This window comes from Thioalkalivibrio sp. ALJ15 (genome assembly GCF_000383695.1).
Taxonomy (GTDB): Bacteria; Pseudomonadota; Gammaproteobacteria; order Ectothiorhodospirales; family Ectothiorhodospiraceae; genus Thioalkalivibrio.
The window spans coordinates 150,103-176,198 of the sequence record NZ_KB912059.1 but is presented as its reverse complement, the minus strand read 5'-3'; the positions used below and the strand labels follow the sequence as shown (position 1 = coordinate 176,198).

The 26,096-nt window shown below is 65.6% G+C and carries 29 protein-coding genes; 14 read left to right on the top strand and 15 right to left on the bottom strand.

Features of this window, described 5'->3' with window-relative positions:
- Window positions 1–142 precede the first annotated feature (142 nt).
- Window positions 143–589, top strand: a complete 447-nt coding sequence (locus tag G015_RS0110080) for a PRC-barrel domain-containing protein (RefSeq protein WP_018994909.1) — start codon at window positions 143–145, stop codon at window positions 587–589.
- A 247-nt stretch (window positions 590–836) separates the two neighbouring features.
- A complete protein-coding gene (locus tag G015_RS0110075; RefSeq protein ID WP_018139302.1) occupies window positions 837–1,574 on the top strand; it encodes a Crp/Fnr family transcriptional regulator in 738 nt (245 codons plus the stop codon).
- A gap of 46 nt (window positions 1,575–1,620) precedes the next feature.
- Here the strand turns inward: G015_RS0110075 and G015_RS0110070 are convergent, their stop codons facing one another.
- From G015_RS0110070 to G015_RS0110055, 3 genes are all read right to left on the bottom strand, one after another.
- Entirely contained in the window at window positions 1,621–1,833 is a 213-nt protein-coding gene (locus G015_RS0110070; RefSeq protein ID WP_018139301.1) for a CsbD family protein, read from the bottom strand.
- Window positions 1,834–2,077: 244 nt separating this feature from the next.
- Window positions 2,078–3,613 carry an L-lactate permease gene (locus tag G015_RS0110060; RefSeq protein ID WP_018174199.1) on the bottom strand — a complete coding sequence of 512 codons (1,536 nt, stop codon included), beginning with the start codon at window positions 3,611–3,613 and terminating at the stop codon, window positions 2,078–2,080.
- Between the two features lie 72 nt (window positions 3,614–3,685).
- The gene (locus tag G015_RS0110055; protein WP_018994908.1) at window positions 3,686–4,309 is read right to left on the bottom strand and encodes a hypothetical protein; all 624 of its coding nucleotides are present in this window, start codon (window positions 4,307–4,309) and stop codon (window positions 3,686–3,688) included.
- A gap of 130 nt (window positions 4,310–4,439) precedes the next feature.
- Between G015_RS0110055 and G015_RS0110050 the strand changes: the two genes are divergently transcribed.
- On the top strand, window positions 4,440–4,817 hold the full coding sequence (locus G015_RS0110050; protein ID WP_020146643.1) for an MliC family protein: 378 nt from the start codon (window positions 4,440–4,442) through the stop codon (window positions 4,815–4,817).
- Here G015_RS0110050 and G015_RS0110045 read toward each other — a convergent pair.
- On the bottom strand, window positions 4,759–5,436 hold the full coding sequence (locus G015_RS0110045; RefSeq protein WP_020146642.1) for a hypothetical protein: 678 nt from the start codon (window positions 5,434–5,436) through the stop codon (window positions 4,759–4,761). The genes G015_RS0110050 and G015_RS0110045 overlap by 59 nt on opposite strands.
- 194 nt (window positions 5,437–5,630) lie before the next feature.
- Here G015_RS0110045 and G015_RS0110040 point away from each other — a divergent pair, with 194 nt between their 5' ends.
- The gene (locus G015_RS0110040; RefSeq protein WP_020146641.1) at window positions 5,631–6,758 is read left to right on the top strand and encodes a flagellin; all 1,128 of its coding nucleotides are present in this window, start codon (window positions 5,631–5,633) and stop codon (window positions 6,756–6,758) included.
- 17 nt (window positions 6,759–6,775) lie between these two features.
- Here the strand turns inward: G015_RS0110040 and G015_RS0110035 are convergent, their stop codons facing one another.
- Window positions 6,776–7,534, bottom strand: a complete 759-nt coding sequence (locus G015_RS0110035) for a hypothetical protein (RefSeq protein WP_018139295.1) — start codon at window positions 7,532–7,534, stop codon at window positions 6,776–6,778.
- A 241-nt stretch (window positions 7,535–7,775) separates the two neighbouring features.
- Here G015_RS0110035 and G015_RS0110030 point away from each other — a divergent pair, with 241 nt between their 5' ends.
- The 4 genes from G015_RS0110030 to G015_RS0110015 all read left to right on the top strand — a co-directional run bounded on the left by G015_RS0110030 (window position 7,776) and on the right by G015_RS0110015 (window position 12,912).
- Window positions 7,776–9,083: a PAS domain-containing methyl-accepting chemotaxis protein gene (locus tag G015_RS0110030; RefSeq protein ID WP_018993829.1), complete on the top strand. Its 1,308-nt coding sequence runs from the start codon at window positions 7,776–7,778 to the stop codon at window positions 9,081–9,083.
- A 222-nt stretch (window positions 9,084–9,305) separates the two neighbouring features.
- Window positions 9,306–10,448 (top strand): hypothetical protein, encoded by a 1,143-nt coding sequence (locus tag G015_RS0110025; RefSeq protein WP_018139293.1) that lies wholly within the window; start codon window positions 9,306–9,308, stop codon window positions 10,446–10,448.
- Window positions 10,449–10,467: 19 nt separating this feature from the next.
- A complete protein-coding gene (locus G015_RS0110020) occupies window positions 10,468–11,415 on the top strand; it encodes a hypothetical protein (protein WP_018139292.1) in 948 nt (315 codons plus the stop codon).
- 258 nt (window positions 11,416–11,673) lie between these two features.
- Window positions 11,674–12,912, top strand: coding sequence for a bifunctional diguanylate cyclase/phosphodiesterase (locus G015_RS0110015; RefSeq protein ID WP_020146640.1), 1,239 nt, complete (start codon window positions 11,674–11,676; stop codon window positions 12,910–12,912).
- A 65-nt stretch (window positions 12,913–12,977) separates the two neighbouring features.
- On the opposite strand, the gene G015_RS0110010 is transcribed toward G015_RS0110015, so the two are convergent.
- Entirely contained in the window at window positions 12,978–13,373 is a 396-nt protein-coding gene (locus tag G015_RS0110010) for a DUF4168 domain-containing protein (protein WP_018174192.1), read from the bottom strand.
- Between the two features lie 332 nt (window positions 13,374–13,705).
- Window positions 13,706–14,410: a DUF4197 domain-containing protein gene (locus G015_RS0110005; RefSeq protein ID WP_018139289.1), complete on the bottom strand. Its 705-nt coding sequence runs from the start codon at window positions 14,408–14,410 to the stop codon at window positions 13,706–13,708.
- 428 nt (window positions 14,411–14,838) lie between these two features.
- Between G015_RS0110005 and G015_RS0110000 the strand changes: the two genes are divergently transcribed.
- On the top strand, window positions 14,839–15,927 hold the full coding sequence (locus G015_RS0110000) for a lecithin--cholesterol acyltransferase (protein ID WP_018137593.1): 1,089 nt from the start codon (window positions 14,839–14,841) through the stop codon (window positions 15,925–15,927).
- 19 nt (window positions 15,928–15,946) lie between these two features.
- Here the strand turns inward: G015_RS0110000 and G015_RS0109995 are convergent, their stop codons facing one another.
- Complete coding sequence (locus tag G015_RS0109995) at window positions 15,947–16,645, bottom strand: transporter substrate-binding domain-containing protein (protein WP_019592585.1); 699 nt, start codon at window positions 16,643–16,645, stop codon at window positions 15,947–15,949.
- Between the two features lie 103 nt (window positions 16,646–16,748).
- On the bottom strand, window positions 16,749–18,272 hold the full coding sequence (locus tag G015_RS0109990) for an NAD(P)H-dependent oxidoreductase (protein ID WP_018649457.1): 1,524 nt from the start codon (window positions 18,270–18,272) through the stop codon (window positions 16,749–16,751).
- A 114-nt stretch (window positions 18,273–18,386) separates the two neighbouring features.
- Between G015_RS0109990 and G015_RS0109985 the strand changes: the two genes are divergently transcribed.
- Entirely contained in the window at window positions 18,387–18,848 is a 462-nt protein-coding gene (locus tag G015_RS0109985; RefSeq protein ID WP_018137590.1) for an SRPBCC family protein, read from the top strand.
- Here G015_RS0109985 and G015_RS0109980 read toward each other — a convergent pair.
- Window positions 18,845–19,393, bottom strand: coding sequence for a cyclin-dependent kinase inhibitor 3 family protein (locus G015_RS0109980; RefSeq protein ID WP_020146639.1), 549 nt, complete (start codon window positions 19,391–19,393; stop codon window positions 18,845–18,847). The genes G015_RS0109985 and G015_RS0109980 overlap by 4 nt on opposite strands.
- 102 nt (window positions 19,394–19,495) lie before the next feature.
- Here G015_RS0109980 and G015_RS14330 point away from each other — a divergent pair, with 102 nt between their 5' ends.
- From G015_RS14330 to G015_RS0109960, 4 genes are all read left to right on the top strand, one after another.
- Window positions 19,496–19,639: a hypothetical protein gene (locus G015_RS14330; protein ID WP_020146638.1), complete on the top strand. Its 144-nt coding sequence runs from the start codon at window positions 19,496–19,498 to the stop codon at window positions 19,637–19,639.
- 35 nt (window positions 19,640–19,674) lie between these two features.
- Window positions 19,675–20,295, top strand: a complete 621-nt coding sequence (locus G015_RS0109970; protein WP_020146637.1) for a phosphoribosyltransferase — start codon at window positions 19,675–19,677, stop codon at window positions 20,293–20,295.
- A gap of 126 nt (window positions 20,296–20,421) precedes the next feature.
- The gene (locus G015_RS0109965) at window positions 20,422–21,075 is read left to right on the top strand and encodes a phosphoribosyltransferase (protein WP_018137586.1); all 654 of its coding nucleotides are present in this window, start codon (window positions 20,422–20,424) and stop codon (window positions 21,073–21,075) included.
- Entirely contained in the window at window positions 21,062–21,709 is a 648-nt protein-coding gene (locus G015_RS0109960) for a dienelactone hydrolase family protein (protein WP_020146636.1), read from the top strand. Before G015_RS0109965 ends, G015_RS0109960 begins: the two co-directional genes overlap by 14 nt.
- Here G015_RS0109960 and G015_RS0109955 read toward each other — a convergent pair.
- From G015_RS0109955 to G015_RS0109935, 5 genes are all read right to left on the bottom strand, one after another.
- Window positions 21,684–22,136, bottom strand: coding sequence for an SRPBCC family protein (locus tag G015_RS0109955; protein ID WP_018137584.1), 453 nt, complete (start codon window positions 22,134–22,136; stop codon window positions 21,684–21,686). The genes G015_RS0109960 and G015_RS0109955 overlap by 26 nt on opposite strands.
- Before the next feature lies 1 nt (window position 22,137).
- Window positions 22,138–22,617, bottom strand: a complete 480-nt coding sequence (locus tag G015_RS0109950; protein ID WP_020146635.1) for a VOC family protein — start codon at window positions 22,615–22,617, stop codon at window positions 22,138–22,140.
- A 40-nt stretch (window positions 22,618–22,657) separates the two neighbouring features.
- Window positions 22,658–23,278, bottom strand: coding sequence for a VOC family protein (locus G015_RS0109945; protein ID WP_018993821.1), 621 nt, complete (start codon window positions 23,276–23,278; stop codon window positions 22,658–22,660).
- A gap of 115 nt (window positions 23,279–23,393) precedes the next feature.
- Window positions 23,394–23,582 (bottom strand): hypothetical protein, encoded by a 189-nt coding sequence (locus tag G015_RS0109940; RefSeq protein ID WP_018137790.1) that lies wholly within the window; start codon window positions 23,580–23,582, stop codon window positions 23,394–23,396.
- 48 nt (window positions 23,583–23,630) lie between these two features.
- Window positions 23,631–25,688, bottom strand: coding sequence for a sodium-translocating pyrophosphatase (locus tag G015_RS0109935; protein WP_018137791.1), 2,058 nt, complete (start codon window positions 25,686–25,688; stop codon window positions 23,631–23,633).
- Between the last annotated feature and the right edge of the window lie 408 nt (window positions 25,689–26,096).

The window sequence follows — 26,096 nt, the reverse complement described above, 5'->3', positions numbered from 1 at the left end:
GATTTGTGGGCCGCCGTACAGACCGACATTGCAGCCAGCCACATGATCGGGGACGCGTATACATCGTGCGGGTCGAGTGCCCGAACGATGAGCTTGACACTGACCGCCGGCGTTAACGCCGACCCCTTCAAGGAGCGGAATCATGAAGAAACTCACCTCACTCAAATTCGCCGCCGCGATGATCCCCGTTCTCGCCTTTGGCATGAGCACCGCCATGGCGGGCGAACACGAACTGAACGGCAATGACCGCAACGCAATGGAAGAGCGTGATGCCGACGAGCGCCATGATGCCCCCCATATCGACCGTATGCCGGCGCAGGGACTGCATGCCTCCGATCTGATGGACAAGAAGGTCCACAGCCGGACTGACGACGAGGAAGTCGGCGAGATCAATGACCTCGTCATCGATCAGGACGGTCGGATCATCGCCGTCGTAGTCGGCACCGGCGGTGTCCTGGGTATGGGCGAAAAGGAGATCGCAATCGCCTGGGACCGGATCGACCGCACGACCGAAGGCGACGAGGTCAAGCTGTACATCGATATGGATGAAGACACCCTGAAGGAAGCGCCCGAGTACGAACGCGACTAGGGCTCGCACTACCCGGCCCGAGGGATTGCTCTTCCCTCGGGCTCGGTCTTCCGCTACGCCGGCCTGGCCAGTGCAGAACGTTGGGCGTCGCTACGCCAACTGCCTTAACGCGAAAATGGTCCGCCAGTCTGGAAGATTTCAGTCGGGGATACGGGGTTTAGCCCACCGCGAAGGACTATCCTTAAACTATTAATTATCCGAATCTTTCCGACCGTCGAACGCTCCCGACCAACAAACGGACGCACCGGTGCCCTTAACCCGACCGACCGGGCGAACGCCCCTCGACAATGGACTGCTCGCGGCCCTGCCGGACAGTGAATACAAGCATCTCCAGCCACACCTGAATCCGGTGCTATTGCCACTCGGCACCAGCCTTTACGAGGGCCCGTCGGAGACCCACTACGTCTACTTCCCCACCGAAGCCATCATCGCCTTGATGTGTGTAATGGAAGACGGCAAGTGTGGCGAGATCGCGGTGGCCGGACGGGAGGGACTGGTCGGGATCTCGCTGTTGATGGGCGGCTACACGACCCCCACCCGGGCCTCGGTACGCATGGCCGGGCACGCCTATCGAATCCGCAGCGCCATCATCAGCGAGGCCTTCTCGCGCACAGGCGAACTGCAACGCCTGATGCTTCGCTACACGCAGGCCTTGTTCACGCAAATCGCACAGACCTCCGCCTGCAATCGACACCACTCGGTGGAGCAGCAGCTCTGCCGCTGGCTGTTGCTGAGCGACGATCGCTCACCACATCGCGAACTCAAAATGACCCATGAACTCATCGCGAGCATGCTGGGGGTTCGCCGAGAAGGCGTCACCGAGGCCGCCGGGCGGTTACAAAAGTCGGGCTTGATCACCTACCACCGAGGTCGCCTGGTCATTCTCGACCGTCCGGGGCTCGAGCAGCACAGCTGCGAGTGCTACGGGGTCGTATCTCGAGAATACGCCCGCCTCCTCGATGAACCGACGACGCCACAGTACTAGTCCCGGAACGCATCAGTCCCGGGGCGTCGCCAGCGGGCCGCTTCGCTCAGTGTTCGTCCCGGTCGATCTTCTTCTCGAACTCTGCCAGCTGCTGCTCCGCTTCGTCCTTCGTCACGCCATAGCGTTCCTGAATGCGGCCTGCCAACTCTTCCCGCTTGCCAGCCACGGCGTCGAGTTCGTCGTCCGTCAGCTTCCCCCAGCGCGCCTTGACCTTCCCCTTGAACTGCTTCCAGTTTCCTTTAACGATGTCCCAGTTCATTCCCCGTCCTCCTCCAGTCGCTGATCGGCGACATTGCCAATCAACACCCGAGCGTAAGCAGACCACCTGGCTGGCGTCTGTTCGGCGACGCACAGACGTTCCACCCCCGCGTGTGACTCACTGGTGTGCCCACCCAGCCAGTCAGGCCATCTACTCATGATGACCCACATCATCTGGCTCGTCGGCTTTGTCGTAATCGTGCTGGTGACCCTGAGCTTTCTCGGTTTCCCAGGGGGCCGGAGCTTCACCAGACGAGCGCCAGCAAGCCGGCCCCGAGACAGACCACCACCACGGGAACAATCGTCTCCCGTACCACCTGCCCTTCGCGCGCCTGGAGGCCGCAGGCCGCGGCCGCCATTGCGATGTTGTGCAACGAGATCATGTTGCCCACGCCTGAGCCGATCAGCTGCAAGGCGAGAATCGACGGCAGCGACAATGCCACTGCTTCCGCGGTGTCGGCCTGCAGGCGGGCAAAGAGCAGATTGGAGACCGTGGCACTTCCGGTCATGAACGACCCCAGCGCCCCCAGAAATCCGCTGAACAGCACGAACGTGCCCCCCAACCACCCGGCCAGGCCCTGCCCCAGTACCTGCGGCATCGAGGGGAGCCCCGCCGCGTTGAGCTCGGACATCAGCAGGATCTGGGTGAGCGCGATGATGAAGATCAGCACGATCGCGGCTACCCGCAGCTTGCGTCCAGTAGCCACCACGGCCTCGCCCAGCGTGGCGCGCCCGACGCGAAAAAGGATCAGTGCAGTCAGCAGCGCCAGGGCAAAGTAGAAATACGGCGTGTACAGCGGGGCCAGGCTCTGCCCCAGTTCCACCCCCTGAAACTCGCCCAGGGACCAGCGCACCGATTGCAGGGCCTCGCGCAGCGGCATCACCGTGCGCGAGGCAATCAAGGCCACCGACATCACGGCGAACGGCACAAACGCCACGAGTACCCGCTTGATCGGGGCGGGTTCGGTCTCGGTGTGTTGCGGGCTCGATGGCAGCAGAAAACCTTTGTGCGCGGCCAGTGAGATGACCACCATCGCGACGACGCCACCGACAATCGAGGGCAACTCCGGCCCGATCAGCCAGGCGACCAGGGCGTACGGAATACCGAACGCGAGCGCGGAGAGCACCGCGAATGGCACAAACTCGCGAAAACGCCCCTTCTCCTCCCCCAGCGTGGCAACCCAGGTCATGAAAATGGTGATGAACACGGCCAGCAGCGCGAGGATGAACGCCGTGCGCACCACCGCCTCCTGCACCACCGCATCGTCCAGTCCCAGCCCCGCGAAGCCGATCACCACCGGCGTACCCGCCGCGCCAAACGGCACCGCGGTACTGTTGCCGATCAGCGCGATCGCCACGGCCTTCAGCGGCTTCATGCCGAAATAGACGAGCAGGGGTGCCGCCAGCACGGCTGGAGTCCCGAACCCGGCGATACCCTCCACGAACCCGACCAGACCCCAGCCCAGCAACATCGCCAGCACGCGCGGATCGCGCGACACGCTGGCGATCACCGACTGGATCGCATCCATGTGGCCGGTTGCGATCATCACGTTCAGCACCAGCAGCGCGACGGCCACAATCAGCATGACCTCGACAAACACCACGCCCGCATCCAGCAGGCTCGCGCCCAGCACGGCCCCCGGCATCTGCCAGACCCACAGGGCAATAACCAGTGTCGCCAGATAGGCCAGTGGCGCGGCCTCGTAGGCCGGCCTGCGCAACGGGACCAGCCAGACAAACAGCACCACAAACGGCACCAGGGCCACCCAGAAAAGCGTCATGCGTGCGACATCCTCGAGAAAACGTTATCGGGAGAGTATCGCCTGTCCCGCGCAGAGGCCCACTGCGTCAGATCAATCGCGCGTATCCTCCTGATCCGGATGAACACGCCCAAAGCGACCCATGCCCCACCAAAGCATGCGATGGCTCAACCACCAGACCAGGGCGCAGCCGGCCATCAAGACCGCCAGCCACACATAGGGATGGACCAGGTCCTGCGGACGGGCCCAGGGCCCTAGAACCCAGTTCACGTTCGCCTCGGGCGTCGACAGCAGGTACGACACCAGCAAGACGGCCCAGCCCACCAGGATCCACAAACGCCCCGCCACCGGGTCGTATCCCAGGCGCCAGACCATCCACAACAGCACCAACGGAAGCGGCAGGTGGTACAGGGAGAACAGCCGCAGGTAGAGCGGAACCTCCGGATCGAACATGTAGGCGACAAAGCCGAAGGGCGGGTTCCCCAGCAGCACCAGCCCCAGCAGAAAGTCGATCACCCACCCCATCTCGAGCAGGACCACGCCCACCGCCAGCATGCTCGCCAGGCGCCGGCTCGCCAGCCACGCCGCCGCGCACCCGGCGATCAGCGCGAGATTGGACAGCCAGAGGAAATTGAGCCAGCCATACTGGACCGCATAGACCGGTACCAGGACGCAGACAAACAGCAGGTAGGCAACCAGAAACCAGCGAGGAAACAAAGCGTAATCGCCTGACGGGACCGGGCTCTCACTATAACGGTTCGAACCCGGAGTCACAGTGTTCCTTCACGTGCGACAGCCCGTTACGCGTATGATGAAAAGTCCATTCGACCCGCGGGAGAACCGGCGCGTGAGAACCTGGATTGCCATCAACGCCACGCTGGTACTCGCCGCCTGCGGCACCCTGCCCCCGACCGCCGAACAGGCACGCGATGTGCCCTACAGCTGCGATCGTGGCCCGAACCTGATGGCGAGCTTCAGCGACAATGAGGCCGAGCTGCGCTTTGGCCGTTCCAAGGCCGTATTACAGGCGACCGAGGTCGCCTCCGGGGCACGCTACGCCAACCCCGGCGAGCAGATCGTCTTCTGGACCAAGGGCGAAGCCGCCATGCTCGAATTCCACGGCATCTACTGGACCTGCCGCATTCGCCAGCCCAATGCCGATGCAGCTACTCCGGCTCCACCGGCGCCACGGCACTGGAGTGCCGCGGCGGGTGTTCCTGAATAAACGCCTCCAGCCGGCCAAGCGCCTCGCCAGCACTGGAAAAGCCTTCCAGACCGCATTCGACCGAACCTTCCAGATACGGTCGCATGCCCTCGCCAATGCTCGGCGTGTAACCCACGCCCGTGGTCGCCAGAAGCTCCGGATCCAGGCGCCCATCGGCATGGATGCGCTGGATCTGCAGTACCGCGATCCCCTCCGAGGTCACCCGGTCCTCGCGCACCAGTAACGTCTCGCCGTTATCGCACTCGGCGATCTGCAGTGCACCTTCCCTGGCCGTTTGTGCCATCTGGTGCTCGTAGCTGCGCGCCTCGGGGTCCTGCAGGATCACGCGAGCACCCTCGAAGGCCAGGGCCGCCAGCAACAGCACCCCCGCCAGCCCGAACAGCGTAGCCGCCACCCGCCGCCAGCCCAGCACATAACCGACAGCACCACCGACCAGCAAAAGCGGCGTACCCCACTCGAAGGTCCGGGCCAGCGGTACGGGCATAAAGTCGATCCCGCCGCCGAGCCCCAGCAGGGCGGTGACATAAAGCCAGACGATCCCCAGCCCGACCCCGAGCAGGATCGCGATCAGCGCGCGCCAGAACAGCGACTGCCTGCGCTCGGGTTGCGTATCGGCCATGCCCCTCTCCAATCCAGTCCAATCGGCGCAGCCTAAGCAAACACGCGCCGATGTGCACGCCGTACATCGTTTCGTGGCCTTGCAAGCCTAAAGTTTCCTCAAACCCCGCCGTTAAGCGAATGTAGACGGGAAATTCCGGCTGCGGAGTCCGGCCCTTCGCCGGATCGCCCTTGTGGCGTGCGAGACCCGACAACATGGCCCAGGTGTTGAGTGTTGCCACCAACCTCCTGTCGCTCAATGCCCAGCGCCACCTGCGCCAGTCGCAGGCCGCCCTGCAGACGGCCTTCCAGCGCCTGTCTTCAGGCCAGCGCATCAACTCGGCGCGCGACGACGCCGCCGGGCTGGCCATCTCCGAACGCTTCACAACCCAGATCCGCGGCCTGAACCAGGCCATGCGCAACGCGCAGGACGGCATCTCGCTGGCCCAGACCGCCGAGGGCGCCCTGGGCTCCATGACCGGCAACCTGCAACGTATCCGCGAGCTGGCGATACAGGCGGCCAATGCCACCCTGTCGGCCTCGGACCGCGGCGCCATCGACCGCGAGGTTCGCCAGCTCCTGGCCGAGAACGACCGCATCGCGACCCAGACAACCTTTAACGGCCGTTCGCTGCTGGACGGGTCCATGGGCACCGCGTTCTTCCAGATCGGCGCCAACGCCGGGCAGACCCTCGCCATCGACCTCGGCAACAGCATGCGCAACCGCTTCGTGGGCGACATTGCCAGTGCCTGGTCCGGCGAACTGGAGGCCGCCTTCGCCGGCAATCCGCTGGAGGTGGATCAGGATTTCTCCATCCGTGTGGGCGAGCGCGACCCGGTGGAGATCCCTGCGGGACCCTATCGCTCCCCCCAGGAACTGGCGACCGCGATCGACCGCGCCCTCGGATCAACCGGCCGCGCGATCCTGACCGACGACGGCCGGCTCAACCTGATCGCCCGCGAGACCCTGACGATCTCGGGGGAGACCGCCCTCGCCACGCTCGGGCTGCCGGCCACCACCGAGCCCGGGGGGAGCCTGAACGATATCGACCTGACCTCGCGCCAGGGGGCCAGCGACGCCCTGTCACGTGTGGATGCCGCGCTGGATGCGGTCAACGCGCGGCGCAGCCAGTTCGGGGCCATCCAGAACCGCTTCGAGTCGACCATCACCAACCTGGGCATCACCATCGACAACCTGGCGGCGGCCCGCAGCCGCATTCTGGACGCCGATTACGCGGCCGAGGTCAGCCGCCTGGTGCGCGCCCAGATCCTGCAACAGGCCGGGCTCGCCGTGCTCGTTCAGGCCAACGCGCTACCCCAGACCTTCCTGCGGCTGCTCCAGTAATCAGGGGGCCGGCGCGCCTACTCCCCTGCGGGTCGGGCCGCCGCGCCAGAGAACTCCGGCCCCCGGACATCGTCATCGGTCCAGCCACGGTCCTGGTCACGACTGGTCACCCACCATTCGTGAACGAACAGCCGAATCGGCCCAAGCACGCGTTCTTCGAAACGCGATGGCAGCGTATACGGGCCGACCTCCTCGTACTCCAGGAAGGTCGTATCGACATGGGCATTCCGGGTCGGCTCGAAGCCGGTCAGGGTGATATGCACCCGATAGAGCCGATCGGTTTCGGGGTGGATCCACATCACCACCTGATCCTCGTCCGCCTTGCCAAAGCCCGGCTGGATGGTCGCCAGCACGCGACGGTAGTCCACGCCGCCCTCGCGGCGATCCGCCAGCCGCGTCATTGAGGTCGCGCGGTGTTTCACGAAGGTCGGTCCGTAGTGGAACAGCTTGCCGGCATCGGTCGTCATCGCGGTGGCACGAATCCGGTCCTCGTCCTCGCTCCGCTCGCCGTCGTAGTACACGCGAATCTCGTCACGCTGGCGGATCACCGTCTTGGTGCCCTCCGGCCCCGTGTAATGGACTGCGTACAACTCGTCCGCCGGGCGGTAGCGCTCCTCGCCCTGGCCACGGTAGCCACCATCCGCCACCAGCGGCTGCACACGCTGAACCATTCGCCCCCACTCGCCGTCCGTAGCCTGGTTCAGGTCCCCGTCGTACTCGCGAAGATCCCCTCCGTGCGCGGCCATGGTCCGGTCGAACAGTTCCTGGGCCGTCATTCCGTCGGCGAAAGCCCGGCCCTCATCGGGCTCCGGGAAAGTAGCGGCACAACCCGCCAACAGCAGTACAGACACCACCAGAAGCGGCACTACCCATGCGCTCGCTCGCAACACCGGCAATGTCGTCTTGTTCTTCTTTTCCATTTCTGCACCCTCGAAAACCCTTTGTGTATAGTTCTTGTACAATGCGTGTACATGAAGTTCAATAGGGCATCATCAATCAACCGCTCAGGACGTACCCATGTGTGCAAATGCCACCCGGTTCCCCACCCAGGGGGCGCCCCTTGCGGTTTCCAGCGACGACGCTACGGCCATACTCGCGGCCGTCCGCGATGCCGTCGCCTATATCGAATTTGCGCCGAACGGTACGGTGCTCGACGCCAACTCGCACTTCCTCGAGACTGTCGGTCATCCCCGCGAGGATGTGATCGGCCAGCACCACCGGATGTTCTGCGACCCGGACTACGTTCGCTCCATGGAATACCGCCAATTCTGGCGGCAGCTGGCTACGGGCGAGTCCCACGCCGGCACCTTCCCCAGGGTCACGCGGGCTGGCGAGACCATCTGGCTGGAAGCCACCTACTTTCCGGTACGCGATGCCCAGGGCGACGTGTACAAGGTCGTCAAGATCGCATCGAATGTGACCGGCAAGATGGAGACGCTCCACGACCAGGCAGCCGTATTCGAGGCGCTGGATCGTTCCCAGGCGGTCATCGAGTTCACGCCGGACGGCACCATCCTCAAGGCCAACGACAACTTCCTGCAGGCCGTCGGTTACCCGCTCGAACACATTCAGGGCCAGCACCACCGGATGTTCTGCGACGACGCCTTCTACCGCGAGAACCCGAATTTCTGGCAAGACCTCGCCCGCGGGCGCTTCATGAGCGGCAAATTCCGCCGTTTCAAGTCCTCCGGCGAGGAGATCTGGCTGGAGGCCACCTACAACCCGATTCTCGATGACCAGGGTCATACCGTGAAGGTCATCAAGTTCGCCACGGACATCACCGCCAGCGTGCACATGGCCGAGCGCACCCGGGAGGCCTCCGCCATCGCCTGCGAAATGGCCCAGAAAACCGCGGATGGCGCGCAACGCGGAGAGGCCTCGCTGGAGGCCAATGCGACCAACTCCGAACAGATCCGCCAGCATGTGGCCGAAACCAAATCGGCGATCGATCGACTCAATGCCGAGGCGCGCAGTATCGAGTCGATCATCGAGACCATCCGCAGCGTGGCGGAAACCACCAAGATGCTGTCCCTCAATGCCGCTATCGAAGCCGCGCGTGCCGGAGAGCAAGGGCGCGGCTTTGCCGTGGTGGCACAGGAGGTCCGCAAGCTCGCGTCCGATACCCGCGACGCCACCAGTCAGATCGCCGAGGTCATTCATGGCAACCTGCAAAGCACCCAGGCGATCGCAGAGCGCATCGACACCGTGAACCAGGTGGCCGAGCAAGGGCGCCAACAGGTCCTGTCGGTACAGCAGATCATGGCCGAGATTCGCGAAGGCGCCAGCCACGTCGTCGAATCCGTCTCCTCGATCCCGCGCACATGACCCGGCCTGCGAGAGGCCTCGCACACCCGGAAGGCAAATCCATCCGGGCAACGGGCCGCTCCTGACCATCGAAGCCCCGCCATCCCCCCTTCATTCCCTCATTGACCGCGAGGGTTCTCTCGCCTAGTCTTTCCTTTGGGTGGCGATCCCGAGCGATCGGCGGCAAACATTCCGGAACGGATCCGAATGGCTGCGACCACCCGACAGGGAGGGAAACGCCCCATGCCAGCGCGCATGTTCGGCTTGTTCGCGAGACTCGGGCCCCTGGCCGGCCTCAGCCTGTTCGGGCTGACTGCGCTGCTGCCCGCACAAGCCCTGTCTGCGGTCACCCCCGCCCCCCTGCCGCACAACACCGGCTTCTACCTCTCGCCTTATACCGCCTCCGGAGAGCTGGCCGGGTGGGTCGACGAGGCACTGGGCGAGTCCTCGCGCGACATCTCCGGGCTGGCCGGACGCCTGCTGCAAACGGCGGCGATGGCCTATGGTGCGCAGCAGTCGAATCGTCTGGGCGGCATGCTCGACCAGGCCAGCCGGTCGTCCGGCATACCCGCGATGGACTTCGGCCATGCCCTTGCCGCGGCCACCGAACCCGGCCGCACCTCGGCCGGGGGACTTGAGCAGGCCACCGCCATCCTGGGCGAGCTGGGGAGCCGTGGACTGGTGGGCGAACACGCCGGCCATCAGGTCCGGCGGCTTGCGCAGGTGCTGGAGGACCCGGAGGCCGCCGTGCGCGGCGAGCTGGAACGCCTGCAGATCGGCTCGCGGGACATCGCCGGGGTACTCCGCGAACTGGAGCGCCTCCCGCAAGGCCAACGCCGAAGCGTACTCGGAGCCCTGGACCACGACACCGCCCCGGCGCTGGAACTCCTGCTGGACGCCGGCCACCAGCGGCTTGACCAGCAGATGCACGAACTGGCCCAGCCCCGCAGCGCATCGTCCGGCTCTGCCGCCAGCGTCTTTGGCTTGCTGGCCCGTGACCACGATGCCGGGCTGTTCGGCGCCGGGGAGCTGCTGCAACGTCAGCTGGGCGATCACGCCCTGCGCCAGGGCGCCGAGCTGGGCATGGGGTTCTTCGCCCTGTTCGACGGGCTCTCGCAAACCCACCGTCAACTCGAACTGACCCCGGAGCGCATGTTGCGCTACCGCCAGTCCGCCGACCGTTCGTTCAACGACCTCGACAGCCTGCTGGTACACACCATGGTGCACTACCGCACCCGGCGCGACTTCGCCCGCGCCAGCGAGGCCGTGATGCTCCTCTACCCCGAGGCACGCCCGCGCATGGACGCCGCCCATCGCGTGGCGGGCGACATCATCACCGCCGAATGGCACCGCATGCAGCAACGCATGGACCTGCAATGGCAATAAACCCACGGAGAACCCACTGATGCGAATCCACCTGACGCCTGCCCGCATGCTCGCCATGGGCGCGATCCTGAGCCTGGGCCTGACGACCTCGCTCGCCCACGCCACGCCGGGCGCCGACCGCCAATTCGACCGTAATATCCAGGCGGTCGACACGGGCCTGCTGGAACCCGGCACCCGGGCGCTGCTGGACGCCTATCGCAGCGAACGTGGATCGCGCGAGGCGCGGCAGATCAGCCGTCAGGCCTTGCCGGGTCGCAGTGCCACGCAGTGCGCCTGGGACGATCGCTACCGCATCATGGCCAACCTCGAAGCGCCGTCCGAGGTTATCTTTACCCGCGCCCTGGTCACCAACAAGGGACGCGGCTCGGTGGACCTGGGCTTTGACCGCTTCGAACTGCACGCCGACGGCGCCTGCCCGGATACGGTCGACAACGGGCCCGTCAGTTTCTGGATGACCTGGTACCAGAACCACCAGGCCATGGAGCCGGCGGCCGTCTCCAGCATCGAGGAGGCGCGGCGGCTGTACGCCGCCTCCGCCATGGACAGCAGCATGAAGATGGTTATGCGCTTCGACGGCGAGATGCGGGACGGCCAGCCCCACGGTCGCTTCCGACTGATCCAGACCAATCACGCACCCGAGATGCAGGGCATGCGCGGCGGCAGTGTCAGCAGCCATGCGCTGGGTTATGTCGAATTCGAGGCCGGCGAGCGGATCCGGCGGCTGATCGTGACCGAGATGGCCCACGGCGCCACCCTGGTCTACCTGGAACAGCCCCATGGCGAGGCGAACATGCTCAACTACTGGGTCCTGCACGGGGCCGGCATGCACATGGGCGACCATTACCCGACCAACGCCGCTGGAGAAATCGATGGCCTCTTCGTACGTATGCGCAGCAACGAGAGCCCACCCGAGATCAGCGCCTGCGTGCGCGGCAACCTGCCCGCCGAGCGTTCCGCCTGCGACTAGGCCACGCTGACGGCCGCGGGGCAGGACCTCCCGCCCTGCGCCGTTTCCCTCAAGCCCCGAAAAAAAGCACCCGGCTCAATCACTGATGGGCCCGGACGTCTCGTTCCGGCGCATATGAACTACACTCCCGGAACAACCACTTATAGCTGCGTGTAAAGGCCCGGGCGCGAACCGGTAAAGGACCGTGACCGCGCCGCCATACCCGCCCTGCCGCAACAGGGTGCAAAGCCGGCCAGGAAGGCCAAAGGATGCCACGCAATGTCCAGGTTCGAGTCGGCTCAACCCCTGGCAGGCAATACCCGGTATTCCGACTACCTGGCTCGAACGACGCTCCGCGCCTGGGTCGGGATGTCCTTTGTCTCCGCGACACTGATCATCCTCGCAGGCCTGCTGCTCTCCTGGTTGATCCCGTACCTGGCGGGTGGCGCCGACAGCATCGTGCCGCACTTCTACTACGTGCCCATCCTGTTTGCCGCCGCGCGCTTTGGGCCCGGCGCCGCCCTCGTCGTGGCACTGGTGGCCGGCGTACTGGCCGGGCCCCTGACCTATGTGGACGTCGCCGCCGCCACCGCACAGGAGACCGAACGCTGGCTGACGCGCACCGCCTTCTTCGTCGGGATCGGGCAATTGATGGCCTGGCTGGTCATTCCCGCGCTGCATCCGGTCACCGAGGAACTGCGGCGCATGCGTCAGGAATTCGATATCCGCCGGGGCCTGAAACACAACGAGTTCTTTCTGCGCTACCAGCCGATCTACTCGATCCGCCAGCATCGATTCGTCGGGGTCGAGGCGCTGATCCGCTGGCAGCACCCGGCGCACGGCGAGCTGACGCCGGCGGACTTTCTCGACGTGGCGGAGGACTCCTCGCTGATACACGACATCGGCGCGCAGGTGATCGCCGAGGCCTGCCGACAGACCGAGGAGTGGAAGACCCTTGCGCAGGTCCATGGCCGCGAACCCTGGTACACCGCGATCAATCTCTCCGCCCGCGACTTCATTCGCCCCGAACTCGCGTACGACGTCGCATCCGCGCTCAAGCGCCACCACCTGCCACCCGAACTCCTGACCATCGAACTCACCGAGACCGTGCTCGCGCTCGAGGACGCCGAACCCGCCCTCGAGGCGCTGAAGCACCTGGGGGTACAGCTCGCCATCGACGACTTCGGCACCGGGTATTCGTCCCTCGCCTATCTCAATCGGTTTCCGATCGATACGCTGAAGCTCGACCGCCAGCTTGTATCCAGCCTCGGCCACGACCCCTCGGCCGAAGACCTCGCACGAGGCATCGCACTGCTGGCCGGATCGCTCGGGCTGAAGACCGTTGCCGAGGGCATCGAGACCCGGGACCAGATCGGCCTGAGCGAGGAACTCGGGTTCGACCGCATCCAGGGGTTTTACTTCGCCCGGCCCCTGACCGCGGACGAAATCCCGTCCCTTCTGCTGATCGAGGAGGTTGACCCGGACCACCCGCCGACGCCGAGCGGCGCCCGGGCGTAGAAAACCCCGGTGGGCGGTTCGCCCACCGGGGTCCTGGGAGATAGCAGGCGTAGTGCTTGTGGAGGCTACGAGTCCCCCGCCACCTCGGCGAATTGCTCACCAAGATCGCTGTCGTTGTCGATCAGGTAAGCAATCTCCTGGTATTCCTTGACGGTCAGCCCTTCATCCTCGATTGCGGCGACCATCTCGTCGTTGGCCTCGTCGCGCAGCTCCTGGGCCCCCTCGCCTTCTGCTTCCGCGATGTCATCTGCGTATTCCGCGCGGATGTCCTGGGCCGCATCCGCGGCCGCCAGAAAGCTTTCCAGATCGCTTTCACTGACGTCCTCGGCGGACATTTCGGGATCATCGGTCCATTCCTGCTCGAACACATGCGGATCATCCGCTGCCACCGTGCCCGCACCACCCAATGCGAGCCCGAGAGCCAGGGCGATCGAATAAGTTGTACCGGTCTTGTGTCCCATTCTGCGCCTCCTGCTTCTTCAGATTGGTTGGATTGCGTTAGCCCGTCGCAATGAACGCGCGGTCTGACCCGTAGCGATGCAGCCTCCGTGCCAACATGGCCTGAATGCCGCATGCCGCGCCGCCAGGCGGTTTCCGCACCTGAATGCAGTGATCGGACGGGTCCCAATCACATCCAGAGGTGGGTCATTCAGACACATGCATCGCCCCGACCCGTGTCGCTTCGACTCACTCCCTGGGGCCGCCTCGTTCAACGCCGGCAAGGCCCTTCACCCACAAAAAAGCCCCGAGGCGCAATGCCACGGGGCCCGGCCGTTTGTGCTCGGCGCCTGGGTTAGCTTGACCCGAAGTACTCCCGCAGGAGCTGCGTCGTGCGCGCGGCCGGATCCTCGCGAATGCGACGTTCCTCGTCCGCCAGAATGGTAAACAGACCATCCAGTGCGTGGTCGGTCACATAGCGATCCAGGTCCACATCCAGATCGGCCAGGCCGGGGATACGGCTGGCTGCATCGCGCAGCGGCTGGTACACCCGGTACACCCCGGCACCCTCCATATGCTCGCGCACCACGGGCGCATAGCGCTCGCGCAGATCCGACTCGGACGCACCGCGCAGGTACTGGGTCGCGGCATCGTCATCACCGCGCAGTACCGCGTGCACGTCGGACGGCTGCATGCCCCGAATCGCACTCACAAACACCGGGGCCGCCTCCCGTGCGGCCGCCTCGGCGGCCCGGTTCATGCGCCGCTCGAGATCATCCACCTGGCTGCCCATGCCAGCGCTGCGCAGCACATCCCCGGCCTGCCGCAACTCCTGCGGCAGACCGATCCGTATGGCCTGGTTGCCCCAGTAGCCGTCTTCCTGCCCCGTCCGTTCCACGGTTCGTTCGGTGCCGACTCGAAGGGCCTCGCGGACCGCCTCTTCCGCCCGGTCACCACCACTCCCCTCGCCGTTCAAACCGAAGTCGCGGACATCCAGTCCGGCACAGGCCGAGAGAAAGAACGGCAGAAACAGCAACAACAAGAGCGGCGAATTACGCATGCGGACACTCCGACAGAATCATACGGGGCATGATACACATCACGCCTCGCATACCCCGTGCCCCGCTTGTCACATCCAGCACCGCGCCAGGCTTGCGATCCACCCGCGCATGCTCAATTGTTAAGGAAACACTGACTAATGGACACACTCGCGTTGGTACCCCAGGTTTGCCGAGGCAAGGCGCATCGTGCAGCGGGTAGAGGTACTACCCGCAAGCGGCGCAACGCAGGATCGGGGAACCTGGGGTACCAACCCCACAACTCAATAAACGAAGGGGCTCGGCCGCTCGTTGTTATCAAAAACGGGCGCGCGCACGGCGTTGCGGCTCCCTTGTGCAGAATGACTGCACGGCGGTCACCGCGCCTTGTTCGCACGCAAAAGCGACTCGAGCGCGAGCGTGTACATTAATCAGTGTTTCCTTGAGTGATATGACCCACAGACCGCGCCGCCAAAGACCCGCCCGCAAGCGCCTGTACGCTGCCGCCGTCCTGTTCGGCTTGCCGCTACTCGCGTTCATCGCCTGGGTCACATGGACGGAGCAGCACCCGGAGCAGGAGCGCGAGTTGCGTGTGGAGGTCCAGGACCGCCTGCACGAGTGGTTTCCGGAGGTCATGGAGCTACCCGACGAGCTTCGCGGCTTTGTCCCGCGATCCACGGTATTCGACGACAGCACCCGCCCTGAAGTCGTGATGCTGCACGGGCTCGACGAGCCCGGCGATATCTGGGACACGCTGGCGTCCGCCCTCGACACGGCCGGCATCAATGGCTGGGAGTTTCGCTACCCGAACGATCAGGCGATTGATCACAGCGCCGACCTCCTGGCCGAGTACTGGGAGACGCTGGAGGCCGAACAGCCCGTGATCCTGGTGGGCCACAGCATGGGCGGCCTGGTGATCCGCGACTTTGTCACCCGCTGGCGACACCCCATCGACGAGGCTCCGCGGGTCGAAGGGCCACCCATTGCCGGCGTAATCCTGGTCGCCACCCCGAACCAGGGCTCCGACTGGGCACGCCTGCGCGTCTGGCTCGAGGTGCGCGAATGGCTGGCCGACATACGTGAGCAACGCTTTTCGCTTTTCGCCGGTCTTCGCGACGGCACGGGCGCGGCCAAGATCGATCTGCGGCCCGACAGCGAGTTTCTGGCGGACCTGAATCAGCGCCCCTGGCCAGAGGACATTCCCGTGCGAATCATCGGCGGCGTGGTACCCGAGCCGACCCCGGCGATGGAGGCCAGCCTGCGATCCCTGAGCGAGCAGTTCGGCATCGAGGACTTGCCCGCGCGCATCGAAGAGTGGTGGGAGGACACCAGCGAAGGACTGGGAGACGGGGTCGTGCCGATCGATTCCCTGTCACTGGAGGGACACCCCGAACCCGAGATCCTGGAGGCCTCGCACCGCGGTCTCCTGGTTCCCGGCCCCCTGACGGAATACCCCCCCGCGGTCGAACCGATCCTGCATATCCTGTTCGACTGGCGGGACGAGGACCGGCCTGTCCCCGCGATTGACCCGCAGGACTAACGTCTCTCCAGCGCAGGGGTCAGATCCCCAGCTCCCGCAGGACCTTGTCGATGCGTGGCACCAGGTGCGCATGCGGCGAGTCCTTGCGTACCAGCAGATGCATCGAGGTCACGTCCAGCACGTTCGAGGAGGCCACCAGCCGACCCAGTGCATCCGCCTCGTCGGGATAGGCCCGCTTCAACTCCCGGATCGTGTGTTCCGTCACCTCACTCATGTTGATCAGCACGTCCCCCTCGCCGGCCGCCAGACGTCGCAGATTCTCCGACAGCGTGCCCTCGCGCTGCACGTCCAGACCCTCCAGGTTGGCCTTGCCCCAGCCGTTCCCGGCGTAGTCCAGTACGCGGTATCCAGTAAAGTCCTCCAGCCGTTCCTTGGCCAGCAATTCGTCGCGCTCGGGGTGGTCCTCGCGCACGAAGGCCACCCATTCCGGTTCCGCCAGGGCGACCTCGCTCGCGATCAGATACTCCTCGCGCTCCGGCGTCATGGTGGTAATGATCGCGTCGGCCTTGCCCTCCTTCACCAGCCGCTGCGCCTCCTCCCATTCGTAGGGCTCGTGGCGCAGTGGCACCCACAAGTGGGCAAAGGCCTCCTGCATCAACTGGACATAGTGGCCCGCGAAGCGCCCATCGCGATTGATGTACCCGTACGGCGCCTCGTCCCGGTCGCCCGCGATATGGAAGGCCTCGCGGTGATCGGCCACCGCCGGCACCGACAGCATGCCCAAGACCGCAATACCCGCTAAAAGCCGTCCAAACATCGCTCAGTCCCTCCATACCGTGCCGTCCGGGCCCCGAATCCGCCGGAGGTCGGCATCCCGTCACTCAAGCCGCGGCAAGATTTACCAGCGGCACCAGACCAAACCAAAGCACATAGGCTAGCGATACCGCCATCAAGCCGTCGATACGCCCGCCCGGTGCCCCGCGCTGACGCTCGCGCCACAACATCCATATCAGCCAGGCCGCATGCGGCACCACGAAATAGGCAATGCCTGCATAGGCCCCCTGAGCCCAACCGGTCAGGTGGAATGCCGTTCCCGCAACCGCCGCCAGACCGGTGAACACCAGCGCCACACCGAGCGCACCACCATTTCCCAGCCGCACCGCCAGGGTCCGTTTGGCCACAGCCGCGTCCGCCTCGCGATCGGGGATACCAGACAGCGTAATCGACGGGATGATCGCCAGAAACAACGGCAGGCTCAGCCACCAGGGCAAGGGGTCCGTCCAGTCCCCCGCGAGGAACACGTACCCGCACAGCAACACGCCCAGGCTGTGGGTCAGCGCGACATCCACCTCCCCGAGCCCGCGATAGCTGAGCTTCAGGGGCGGCGCCGTATACCCGATCGCGAGCACCGCCAGCACGCCCGTTACCCACAGCATGGGACCGGCATCGCCGGGCGCGACCGCGAGCAGCGCGGCAAACGCCGCCGCGAAGCCCCCCAGTGCCACCGACGTACCGGCGTTGATCTCGCGCAGGGACAGCCGCCCCTCCACCAGCACCCGCGAGCCGCCGGTAAAGGCGCTGTAGAAACGGTTCTGGCGATCGGAGCCGAAATCTACCCGTTCATTGACCAGGACCGTCGCCACCTCGAGCAGGAACAGGCACAGATAACCCAGCCAGAAAACCGGATTGCGCGACACACCGCCGTCCGGGGCCGCCGCCAGGGCCCCTGCGGTGTAGGCCACGAAGGTCATCGGGTAGAACTGCAGGCGCAGTGCCTGCAGCCAGCCCCCCAGCTTGAAGGCCGCCCGTTCGCGCAGGCTCTCGCGGCCATGCTCCAGGCGCAGCCCTTCCTGTCGTGCGCGCTCGAGCCACGCCTCGCGCTGGCGGTCATCGGCCTCGCGTACCGAACCCAGCATCAGCGAGCGCACCGGGCGGATGCCGCAAAAGCCCAGGGTCGCGCGCGCCATCGCGTTGATCCCCGGCTGGCGATACAACAACTGATGGATCAGTACCGGGGTATCCATCGTGGTAATCAGCTGTGCGGAGCGTCCCTGCAGCAGCCCCTCGTATCCGGTGCCGCCCTCGCAGCTGCGAAAGGCAAACTCGGGCGTCATCACGCGATCGAGAAAGCCCTTGAGCAGCGCTGGCATGGTGCCCCACCAGGTGGGAAAGACGAATACGAGATGATCGGCCCAGGCGACCAGTTCGCGCGCCGCGTCCAGATCGTCTTCCAGCGGCTGCTGATTCGGCGAAGGCGTGTGAACGTGCGGGTCGAACTCGAGATTCGCCAGCTCCAGGGAGCGCACTTCCGCCCCGGAGGATCGGGCCCCGTCACGGTAGGCCTCGGCCAGCGCGCCGCACAGGCTGTCGGTACGCGGGTGGCCCAGGATCACGAGCACCTTCACGCGAGGTGGCTCCCGGAAAGGGCCTTGCGACCGCTACGCCCCGGAACAGGGCACGTGGTGCATACCGGGTTGCCTCCCTGCATACTCGAAGTCCTCCGAACCCCGTCTCTGATCATGCCCACGATCGAACACCAGGCACACATCCGCGCGGACCAACCCGATGTATTCGCCCTGATTACGCGGGTCGAGGAGTTCGTCCATTACAGCGAGGCCATCGAAACGATAGCGCGCGTCGGGGAGGCCCGCTACCGATGGGTCGTCCGCATCGCCGGCATTCCCCTGAGTTTCGATGTCGAGATCACAGAAACGGAACCACCGGAGCGCTTTTCCTGGCAATCGCTGACCGGCGTGCAGAATCGCGGCACCTATCACCTGACACCCGCGCAAAACGGCACGACGATCCACCTGCGTCTGGAGTACGAGCTCGACAATCCGCTGCTCGAAGAGACCGTCCGCCAGGCGGCCAAACCACTGATCCAGACCCTGAGCCGCGAGATCATCGACAACGTGGAAGCGGAGCTGCAGAAGTCACCGGGAAAAGGCATCGATCAGGAGGGTCCGCGCCCGGATCGTTAGACCCCGGTAGCGGACAGGCTCAACAAATAACGCTGCTGGTCCGGGCTCTCGATCGCGCCGGGGCGCGCCCCGCGCACCATTGCGATGGCCTCCTCCGGCGCGAGGCCCCGTTCGATCAGCGTCAAGGCCGCAATCGTCCCTGCACGACCAAACCCGCCACCGCAGTGAAAAATCACCCCTTCGCCCGCACGCAGCCGACGGTGTACCTCGGGGCCGACTTCGCGCCAGCGCAGCTCCCAGGGGCGATCCGGCGCCGCCATGTCACCGATCGGCAGGTGCAGCCACGCCATCCCCGCCGCACACACGGCCTCGCCCAGCTCGGGCACACCCAGCTTGTCCAGTTCATGCCCCTGGTTCAGCGTGACCAAGGCCGTCGCTCCCCAGTCCCGGATCGCTGCCAGATCCGCCGCCAGGTCCCGCTGACCACCGGGCGCCTCCGGCTCGCACTTGCCGGGGCAAAGCGTCATCCCGATCGTTCCGCCTTCGGGCAGGCTCACCGTGCCGATCTCCAGGGAGCGTGCGGGATTGTCGCTAGTCTGAGTCATCAAGCCTCTCTCAATCGTCCGGCGCCAAGGCCAGTCGTTCCGATCTCGGGCCCGCAAGGGCCCTTTCTGCGAACCAACGCCGCATCTCCCAATCCTACCGGTATGGACACCCCGTTACTCATCCTGGGCCTCCTGCTGATCGCCAGCCTGGCCGCATTCTTTACCGGCGTACTGCCCTATCCCATCGGATGGATCATCCTGACCATCGCCTTCATCGCACGCTTGCTCTTTCTGGCCGGCCGATAACATCCTTGCTGAAGCCGCGATGGAGAGCGCCCGCGATGTCTGAAGCCCGCAAGATGCCGGTACAACTGATCAGTGTGGACGCGGTGGTCGACGCCGCGGACCGCCTCGCCCGCCAGATCCTGGACAGCGGCTTCCGGCCGGACACGATCGTCGCCATTGCCCGTGGTGGCTTCATGCCGGCGCGATTCCTGTGCGACTTCCTGCAGGTGCACAAGCTGCTGAGCCTCAAGGTGGAGCACTACACCTCCGGCGCCCGCAAGAAGCAGGCCGCGGCCGTGACGGTGCCGCTGAGTGGTGATGTCCGCGGTGAACGCGTCCTGCTGGTGGACGACGTCAACGACAGCGGCGATACCCTGGCCGCGGCACGCCCGCATCTGGAGACCTTCAAGCCCAAGGCCGTGCGTACCGCCGTGCTGCACGAGAAGACCACGACCACCTGTCCGGCGGACTTCCGCAGCCACACCGTCCGCGAGTGGCACTGGCTGCTCTATCCCTGGGCGGTCGTCGAGGACGTCGGCCAGTTCATCCAGCAGATGGACCCGCCGCCCAGCCACCGTGTGGAACCGATCGAACGCCTGCGCCTGGACTACGGCCTGGAACTGCACCCCGGCGAACTCGATCGCGTGATTCGCTACCACAGTCTCGAGATCCGCTAGGCCGAACACCGCTATGGGGTTAAGGGCACCGGCCGAGGCCTCCTATTTTGCTCAGACCCGCCCGTTTTCCTGCCCTCTCGGGCCTACACTCCAGGACAGTTCAACTGCGTACTGACCGGAGGGCCCATGCGTTTTCGGGACCGTACCGACGCCGGCCGGCGGCTGGCGCAAGCGCTAAACCGCTTCCGCGGTCAATCCGGCGTGGTGTATGCCCTGCCGCGCGGCGGCGTCCCGCTCGGGGCCGAGGTCGCGCGGCACCTGGATATGCCGCTGGATCTGCTGATCCCGCGCAAGATCGGCCACCCGTTTCACCCCGAATACGCAATCTGTGCGGTCCCGGAACACGGCGAGCGCGTCTGCAACCCCCGCGAGGAGGAGCGCATCGACCCGGAATGGCTGGAGCGGGCCGAGGCCCGCGAACGCGCCGAGGCCCGGCGACGACGCGAACTGTACTGCACCACGCCCGCCCCGGACGTCGCTGGCAGACTGGCGATCATCGTCGATGATGGCATTGCCACCGGCCTGACCATGCGCGCAGCCATCCGCGACGCCCGGCAACGCCACCCCAGCCAGATCGTCGTCGCGATCCCCGTGGCCCCGGCCGACACGGCGGAGCTGCTCGAGACCGAGGTCAACCACGTGGTAACCCTGGACCGCCCGGTGTACTACCGGGGCTCGGTCGGGTCCTATTACGAATCCTTCGAACAGACCTCGGACGACGAGGTGATCGACCTCCTGGCCACCGCCCACCGCTCGCGCAAATCCGATGTCTCGCGCTGAGCAACACGATGTGACCCTCGCCCTGGACGGGCGTCCGCATCAGGGGATCCTCGGCCTGCCGGAGACCCCGGCCGGGCTGGTTGTGTTCGCGCATGGAAGCGGCAGCAGCCGCCTCAGCCCGCGCAACCACCAGGTGGCCCACGTGCTGCAGGCGGCCGATCTCGCCACGCTGATGTTCGACCTCCTGACCGAGACGGAGGATCGCACCTACGAGAACCGGTTCGACATCCCGCTGCTGGCCCGTCGGCTCGTACAGGCCTGCGAATGGGCCGCTTCGCAACCCCGACTCGCAGGGCTCCCGATGGGCCTGTTTGGCGCCAGCACCGGGGCGGCGGCGGCATTACAGGCGGCCGCGGCGGCCCCCGATACCATCCGCGCCGTCGTCTCCCGCGGCGGCCGCCCGGATCTGGCGGGCGAGGCCCTGCCGCGGGTGGCGTCACCCACCCTGCTGATTGTCGGGGGCGACGACACCATGGTGATCGAGCTCAACCGCCAGGCGCAGTCCCGCATGCAGGCCACCTGCAGGGTAGCGATCATCCCGGGCGCCACTCACCTGTTCGAGGAACCGGGCACCCTGGAGCAAGCGGCCGATCTGGCCACGGACTGGTTTACCCGGTGGTTGAATCCCGAATAGGGAGGGCCGGGTTTCCTTCCAGCAGCACCTTCAATTGGTCCAGGTCCTTCTCCACCGCGCACCGGTCCGAATCAAACTGCTCGTCGGACATCCCCGGCTGCCGGAAAAGGCTGAACACCAGCTCGCTCCCCTCGCCGTTCGGCAGGACACGCATGGGGTTGTGAACGATCACGCCCGAGGGGAGCTCGACATCGTGATCCATCACACCGAGATCGTTGGGCGCCGCAAACCGTACCGTCACCCTCCCAACGGGCCCTTCCACGACCCACGCATCCCCCTCCTGTCGAACCTCCGAACGCGCGAGCCCCTCGGCCCATAACGGGAGATTTCTCGGATCGGAGGCAAAGGCATAGACATCTGCGGGAGTGCGCGCGATGGATACGGTCAGGTGCAGCACCTCGGCCATGCTGGGCCCGCAGGCGTCCATTTCACCGGCCCTCAAAGGCTCGAACCAGGGCCGCGATGTCGAACTTCTTCATCTTCAGGAACGCCTGCGTGATCCGGGCCAGCGCCGCGGGATCACCGGGCTGCATCATCTCGTCCAGCACCGCGGGGACGATCTGCCAGGACAGGCCGAACTTGTCCCTCAACCAGCCGCATTCCACCTCCTGCCCGCCATCGGCCGTCAGCTTGTCCCAGTAGTAGTCGATCTCCTGCTGCGTATCGCACTTGACCATGAACGAGATCGACTCGTTGAACGGGACCAGCGGACCTGCACTGATGGCCTGGAACTCCTGCCCCAGCACGAAGAAGGTGACGACCTCCACCGAACCGGACGGGGTGTCTTCCAGGGTGACCGAGCTCTCGACCCACGAGTTCTCGAAGACCGAGGCGTAGAACTCGGCCGCCTCCCTGGCCTGACGCTCGAACCACAGGTGCGGAACGAGTTTGTGCCGAATGGTCGCCATCGCGTATCTCCCGCAAGGGCCGGGGCCTACTACTCTGACCTTACTCCCACGTGTTGGCTCCCTGCTCGAAGCCGCCCCGATAGGGACTGCCGACACAAAAACGATGCCCATTAGGGAGACACTGACTGAGTGGCGCATTCGCGTTGGTACCCCAGGTTTTCCGAGACCAGGCGCGCCGTGCAGCGGGTAGTGGTTCTACCCGCAAGCGGCGCAACGCCGGATCGGGGTACCTGGGGTGCCAACCCCGGAGGGGCTCGGCCGCTTTTGCGCGCGCACGGCGTTGCGGTTCCCTTGTGCAGAATGACTGCACGGCAGTCACCGCGCCTTGTTCGCACGCAAAAGCGACTCGAGCGCGAATGCGCCACTCAGTCAGTGTCTCCCTCAGCGCCTGCATCACCACCCACTCTGCATGGCGCGCCACCACGGTTGCGCCCAGACTCTGCAAACGCGCGACCTCCGCCTCGACCGAGTCGGAGTCGATATCCAGGTGTGCGCGCGGATTGTGATCCACGCGCTGGATGATGACCTGCACTTCCCCGGGCGGCGTGACGAGCTGGATAAAGCCGCTGGCCGCATCGAAGTCCTCGGGCATCGGATAGCCCAGTGCGCTGGCCCAAAAACGCGCCTCGGCGGCCAGATCCTCCGTCCGGCAGTCGATCACGATGTTTCCGAGTCGGCTCTTGTGCATGGTGTCAGGGGGAACACGGCACTCGCGTGCCCCCAAAGACCACCTTCGGTTCGGGAGAACACACTGACGTGCGTGCCCTCCCGCCCCGTTAGCGCGGCTTGCAGGCCAGGCCGAACTCGAAGGTATGGATCTTGAAGCCCTCGGGAAACGCGGCCTTGAGTCGGCGCTCGAACTCGGCGTAGATCTCGGCCTTGTGCTGCTGCACGTCCCAGTCGCGGCTGTCGCAGTCGACCCCCTCGACGTCCAGCTCCATGTTCAGCTCCAGATCCGGGGCCATTTGCAGTCGGATTGTCGGCATCTCGGTTCTCCTTGCGTTTCGCGGGCCCTACAGGACGGGCACCAGCAGCAGCGCCATGATGTTGATGACCTTGATCAGCGGATTGATCGCAGGGCCCGAGGTGTCCTTGTACGGGTCGCCCACCGTGTCGCCGGTGACCGCCGCGTGGTGGGCCTCGGAGCCCTTTCCACCATGGTGTCCATCTTCAATGTACTTCTTCGCGTTATCCCACGCCCCGCCACCGGCGGTCTGGGAGATCGCCACAAACAGGCCGGTCACGATCGTTCCGATCAGCAGCCCGCCCAGCGCCTCGGTACCGAGGAACACACCCACCAGTACCGGTACCAGCACCGGCAGCAGCGAGGGCAGGATCATCTCGCGGATCGCCGCGCCGGTGAGCATGTCCACGGCACGGGTGTAATCCGGCTTGGTGGTGCCCTCCATGATCCCGCTGATCTCGCGGAACTGGCGCCGCACCTCGTTCACGATGCCCGAGGCCGCCCGGCCCACGGACTCCATGGTCATCGCCGCGAACAGGAACGGGACCAGCCCCCCGATGAACAGGCCCACGATGACATTCGGGTTACTGAGCTCGAAGTTGTGTACACCGCCCGTGTGGCGCACCAGCTCGTGGGTGTAGTCGGCGAACAGCACCAGGGCCGCAAGCCCGGCCGAGCCGATCGCATAACCCTTGGTAACCGCCTTGGTCGTGTTGCCCACCGCGTCCAGCGCATCGGTGGTCTCGCGCACCTCGGAGGGCAGATCGGCCATCTCCGCGATGCCGCCTGCGTTGTCCGTAATCGGCCCGTAGGCGTCCATCGCCACGATGATCCCGGTCATCGACAGCATCGTGGTCGCGGCGATGGCGATGCCGTACAGGCCGCCAAAGGCATAGGCCACCAGGATCGCCGCGCAGACCGCCAGCACCGGCGCGGTGGTCGCCTTCATCGACAACGCCAAACCGGCGATGATGTTGGTCGCGTGGCCGGTGGTCGAGGCCTCGGCCAGATGGCGGACCGGGCGGAACACCGTGGAGGTGTAATAGTCGGTAGCGACCATGATCACCCCGGTCAGCACCAGGCCCACCAGCGCCGCGCCATACAGTCTCATCGCCGCGCCACTCTCGATGCCCATGCTGGTGGCCAGCGCGTTGTCCGGCACCAGCACCAGCGTAATCGGCAGGAAGGCCACCGCGGCGAGCCCGCCGGAGACCATCAGGCCCTTGTAGAGTCCCTTGATGATCTCGGAACCCTGCCGCGCCTTCACCGCGAAGGTACCGATGATCGAGGCCAGGATCGCCCCGCCGCCCAGCACCAGCGGATACACCGAGGCCATCAGGCCCAGCTCGGGGATCAGGAGGGTCCCCAGTATCATCGTCGCGATGATGGTCACCGCGTAGGTCTCGAACAGGTCTGCGGCCATCCCGGCACAGTCCCCGACGTTGTCGCCCACGTTGTCCGCGATCACGGCCGGGTTGCGGGGATCATCCTCGGGGATGCCCGCCTCGACCTTGCCCACCAGGTCCGCTCCGACATCCGCGCCCTTGGTGAAGATGCCACCGCCGACACGCGCGAAAATCGAGATCAGCGAGCCGCCCAGTGCCAGCCCCACCAGCGGCGAAAGCCCGACCTCGCCACCCTCCGGTGCAAGCCACCAGAGCACGGCAAAATAGCCTGCCACCCCCAGCAGCCCGAGCCCGACCACCAGCAGGCCGGTCACCGCGCCCCCGCGGAAGGCCACGTCCATCGCCGCTTCCAGCCCCGACTTCGCGGCCGCCGCAGTTCGCACGTTGGCCCGTACCGCCACATGCATGCCAATAAAGCCCGCCGCACCCGAAAGCACTGCACCGATCAGGAACCCGATCGCGGAGCCCACGCCGATCACCAGCCACAACCCGATGAACAGAACCACCCCGACCACTGCAATGGTCGTGTACTGCCGCTTCATGTAGGCCGATGCGCCTTCCTGCACGGCCCGGGCAATGCGCTGCATCTCCTGGCTCCCCTCCGACTTCGAGAGCACCCAGCGGATGGAAAACAGACCATAGGCCAGCGCAGCAACGCCGCACAGCAGCGCAAATACGAGGCCGAAAAATGGCATGGACATGGACTCCCCCTTCGATACGTCGTGACACAAAACATCCGGGGCGTCGGGCACCCGCGGCGGCCGACAAGCAGGCTGTCGACGCGACACGGCCGCCCGGCGCGAATCCGGGCATCCGGTTTGTGCTGCCGTCGCGCATCCGCGCGACCGTCGAGGCGCGCGGCCACCGCTGGCGCGGGGCGTACAGCCTCGACAAACGTATCGGGGGATGGTGGGTCTGGCCGCAGGACGGCTCGAAGGAAGGACCGCAAAAACCCCTTACAATGCTAGGGAACTTACGTGGTGACTTGCAGGTCGTCAAGCACGATGGGTGCAAACACGCGTGTGTTCGGCACCTTACAGACCCTGGACCGGGGCATACCCGTGAGGTGAACTTCATCGGCCGCAGGCGAACGAATAGGTGAAAATCCC

What these genes read in the sequence shown, in the direction of transcription:
- G015_RS0110080 (WP_018994909.1), top strand. Translation starts at nt 143, where the DNA reads ATGAAGAAACTCACCTCACTCAAATTCGCCGCCGCGATGATCCCCGTT.
- G015_RS0110070 (WP_018139301.1), bottom strand. Translation starts at nt 1,833, where the DNA reads ATGAACTGGGACATCGTTAAAGGAAACTGGAAGCAGTTCAAGGGGAAG.
- G015_RS0110060 (WP_018174199.1), bottom strand. Translation starts at nt 3,613, where the DNA reads ATGACGCTTTTCTGGGTGGCCCTGGTGCCGTTTGTGGTGCTGTTTGTC.
- G015_RS0110045 (WP_020146642.1), bottom strand. Translation starts at nt 5,436, where the DNA reads ATGGCCGATACGCAACCCGAGCGCAGGCAGTCGCTGTTCTGGCGCGCG.
- G015_RS0110040 (WP_020146641.1), top strand. Translation starts at nt 5,631, where the DNA reads ATGGCCCAGGTGTTGAGTGTTGCCACCAACCTCCTGTCGCTCAATGCC.
- G015_RS0110035 (WP_018139295.1), bottom strand. Translation starts at nt 7,534, where the DNA reads ATGACGGCCCAGGAACTGTTCGACCGGACCATGGCCGCGCACGGAGGG.
- G015_RS0110030 (WP_018993829.1), top strand. Translation starts at nt 7,776, where the DNA reads ATGTGTGCAAATGCCACCCGGTTCCCCACCCAGGGGGCGCCCCTTGCG.
- G015_RS0110025 (WP_018139293.1), top strand. Translation starts at nt 9,306, where the DNA reads ATGCCAGCGCGCATGTTCGGCTTGTTCGCGAGACTCGGGCCCCTGGCC.
- G015_RS0110020 (WP_018139292.1), top strand. Translation starts at nt 10,468, where the DNA reads ATGCGAATCCACCTGACGCCTGCCCGCATGCTCGCCATGGGCGCGATC.
- G015_RS0110015 (WP_020146640.1), top strand. Translation starts at nt 11,674, where the DNA reads ATGTCCAGGTTCGAGTCGGCTCAACCCCTGGCAGGCAATACCCGGTAT.
- G015_RS0110010 (WP_018174192.1), bottom strand. Translation starts at nt 13,373, where the DNA reads ATGGGACACAAGACCGGTACAACTTATTCGATCGCCCTGGCTCTCGGG.
- G015_RS0110005 (WP_018139289.1), bottom strand. Translation starts at nt 14,410, where the DNA reads ATGCGTAATTCGCCGCTCTTGTTGTTGCTGTTTCTGCCGTTCTTTCTC.
- G015_RS0110000 (WP_018137593.1), top strand. Translation starts at nt 14,839, where the DNA reads ATGACCCACAGACCGCGCCGCCAAAGACCCGCCCGCAAGCGCCTGTAC.
- G015_RS0109995 (WP_019592585.1), bottom strand. Translation starts at nt 16,645, where the DNA reads ATGCTGTCGGTGCCGGCGGTGGCCGATCACCGCGAGGCCTTCCATATC.
- G015_RS0109985 (WP_018137590.1), top strand. Translation starts at nt 18,387, where the DNA reads ATGCCCACGATCGAACACCAGGCACACATCCGCGCGGACCAACCCGAT.
- G015_RS0109980 (WP_020146639.1), bottom strand. Translation starts at nt 19,393, where the DNA reads ATGACTCAGACTAGCGACAATCCCGCACGCTCCCTGGAGATCGGCACG.
- G015_RS14330 (WP_020146638.1), top strand. Translation starts at nt 19,496, where the DNA reads ATGGACACCCCGTTACTCATCCTGGGCCTCCTGCTGATCGCCAGCCTG.
- G015_RS0109970 (WP_020146637.1), top strand. Translation starts at nt 19,675, where the DNA reads ATGTCTGAAGCCCGCAAGATGCCGGTACAACTGATCAGTGTGGACGCG.
- G015_RS0109965 (WP_018137586.1), top strand. Translation starts at nt 20,422, where the DNA reads ATGCGTTTTCGGGACCGTACCGACGCCGGCCGGCGGCTGGCGCAAGCG.
- G015_RS0109960 (WP_020146636.1), top strand. Translation starts at nt 21,062, where the DNA reads ATGTCTCGCGCTGAGCAACACGATGTGACCCTCGCCCTGGACGGGCGT.
- G015_RS0109955 (WP_018137584.1), bottom strand. Translation starts at nt 22,136, where the DNA reads ATGGACGCCTGCGGGCCCAGCATGGCCGAGGTGCTGCACCTGACCGTA.
- G015_RS0109950 (WP_020146635.1), bottom strand. Translation starts at nt 22,617, where the DNA reads ATGGCGACCATTCGGCACAAACTCGTTCCGCACCTGTGGTTCGAGCGT.
- G015_RS0109940 (WP_018137790.1), bottom strand. Translation starts at nt 23,582, where the DNA reads ATGGCCCCGGATCTGGAGCTGAACATGGAGCTGGACGTCGAGGGGGTC.
- G015_RS0109935 (WP_018137791.1), bottom strand. Translation starts at nt 25,688, where the DNA reads ATGTCCATGCCATTTTTCGGCCTCGTATTTGCGCTGCTGTGCGGCGTT.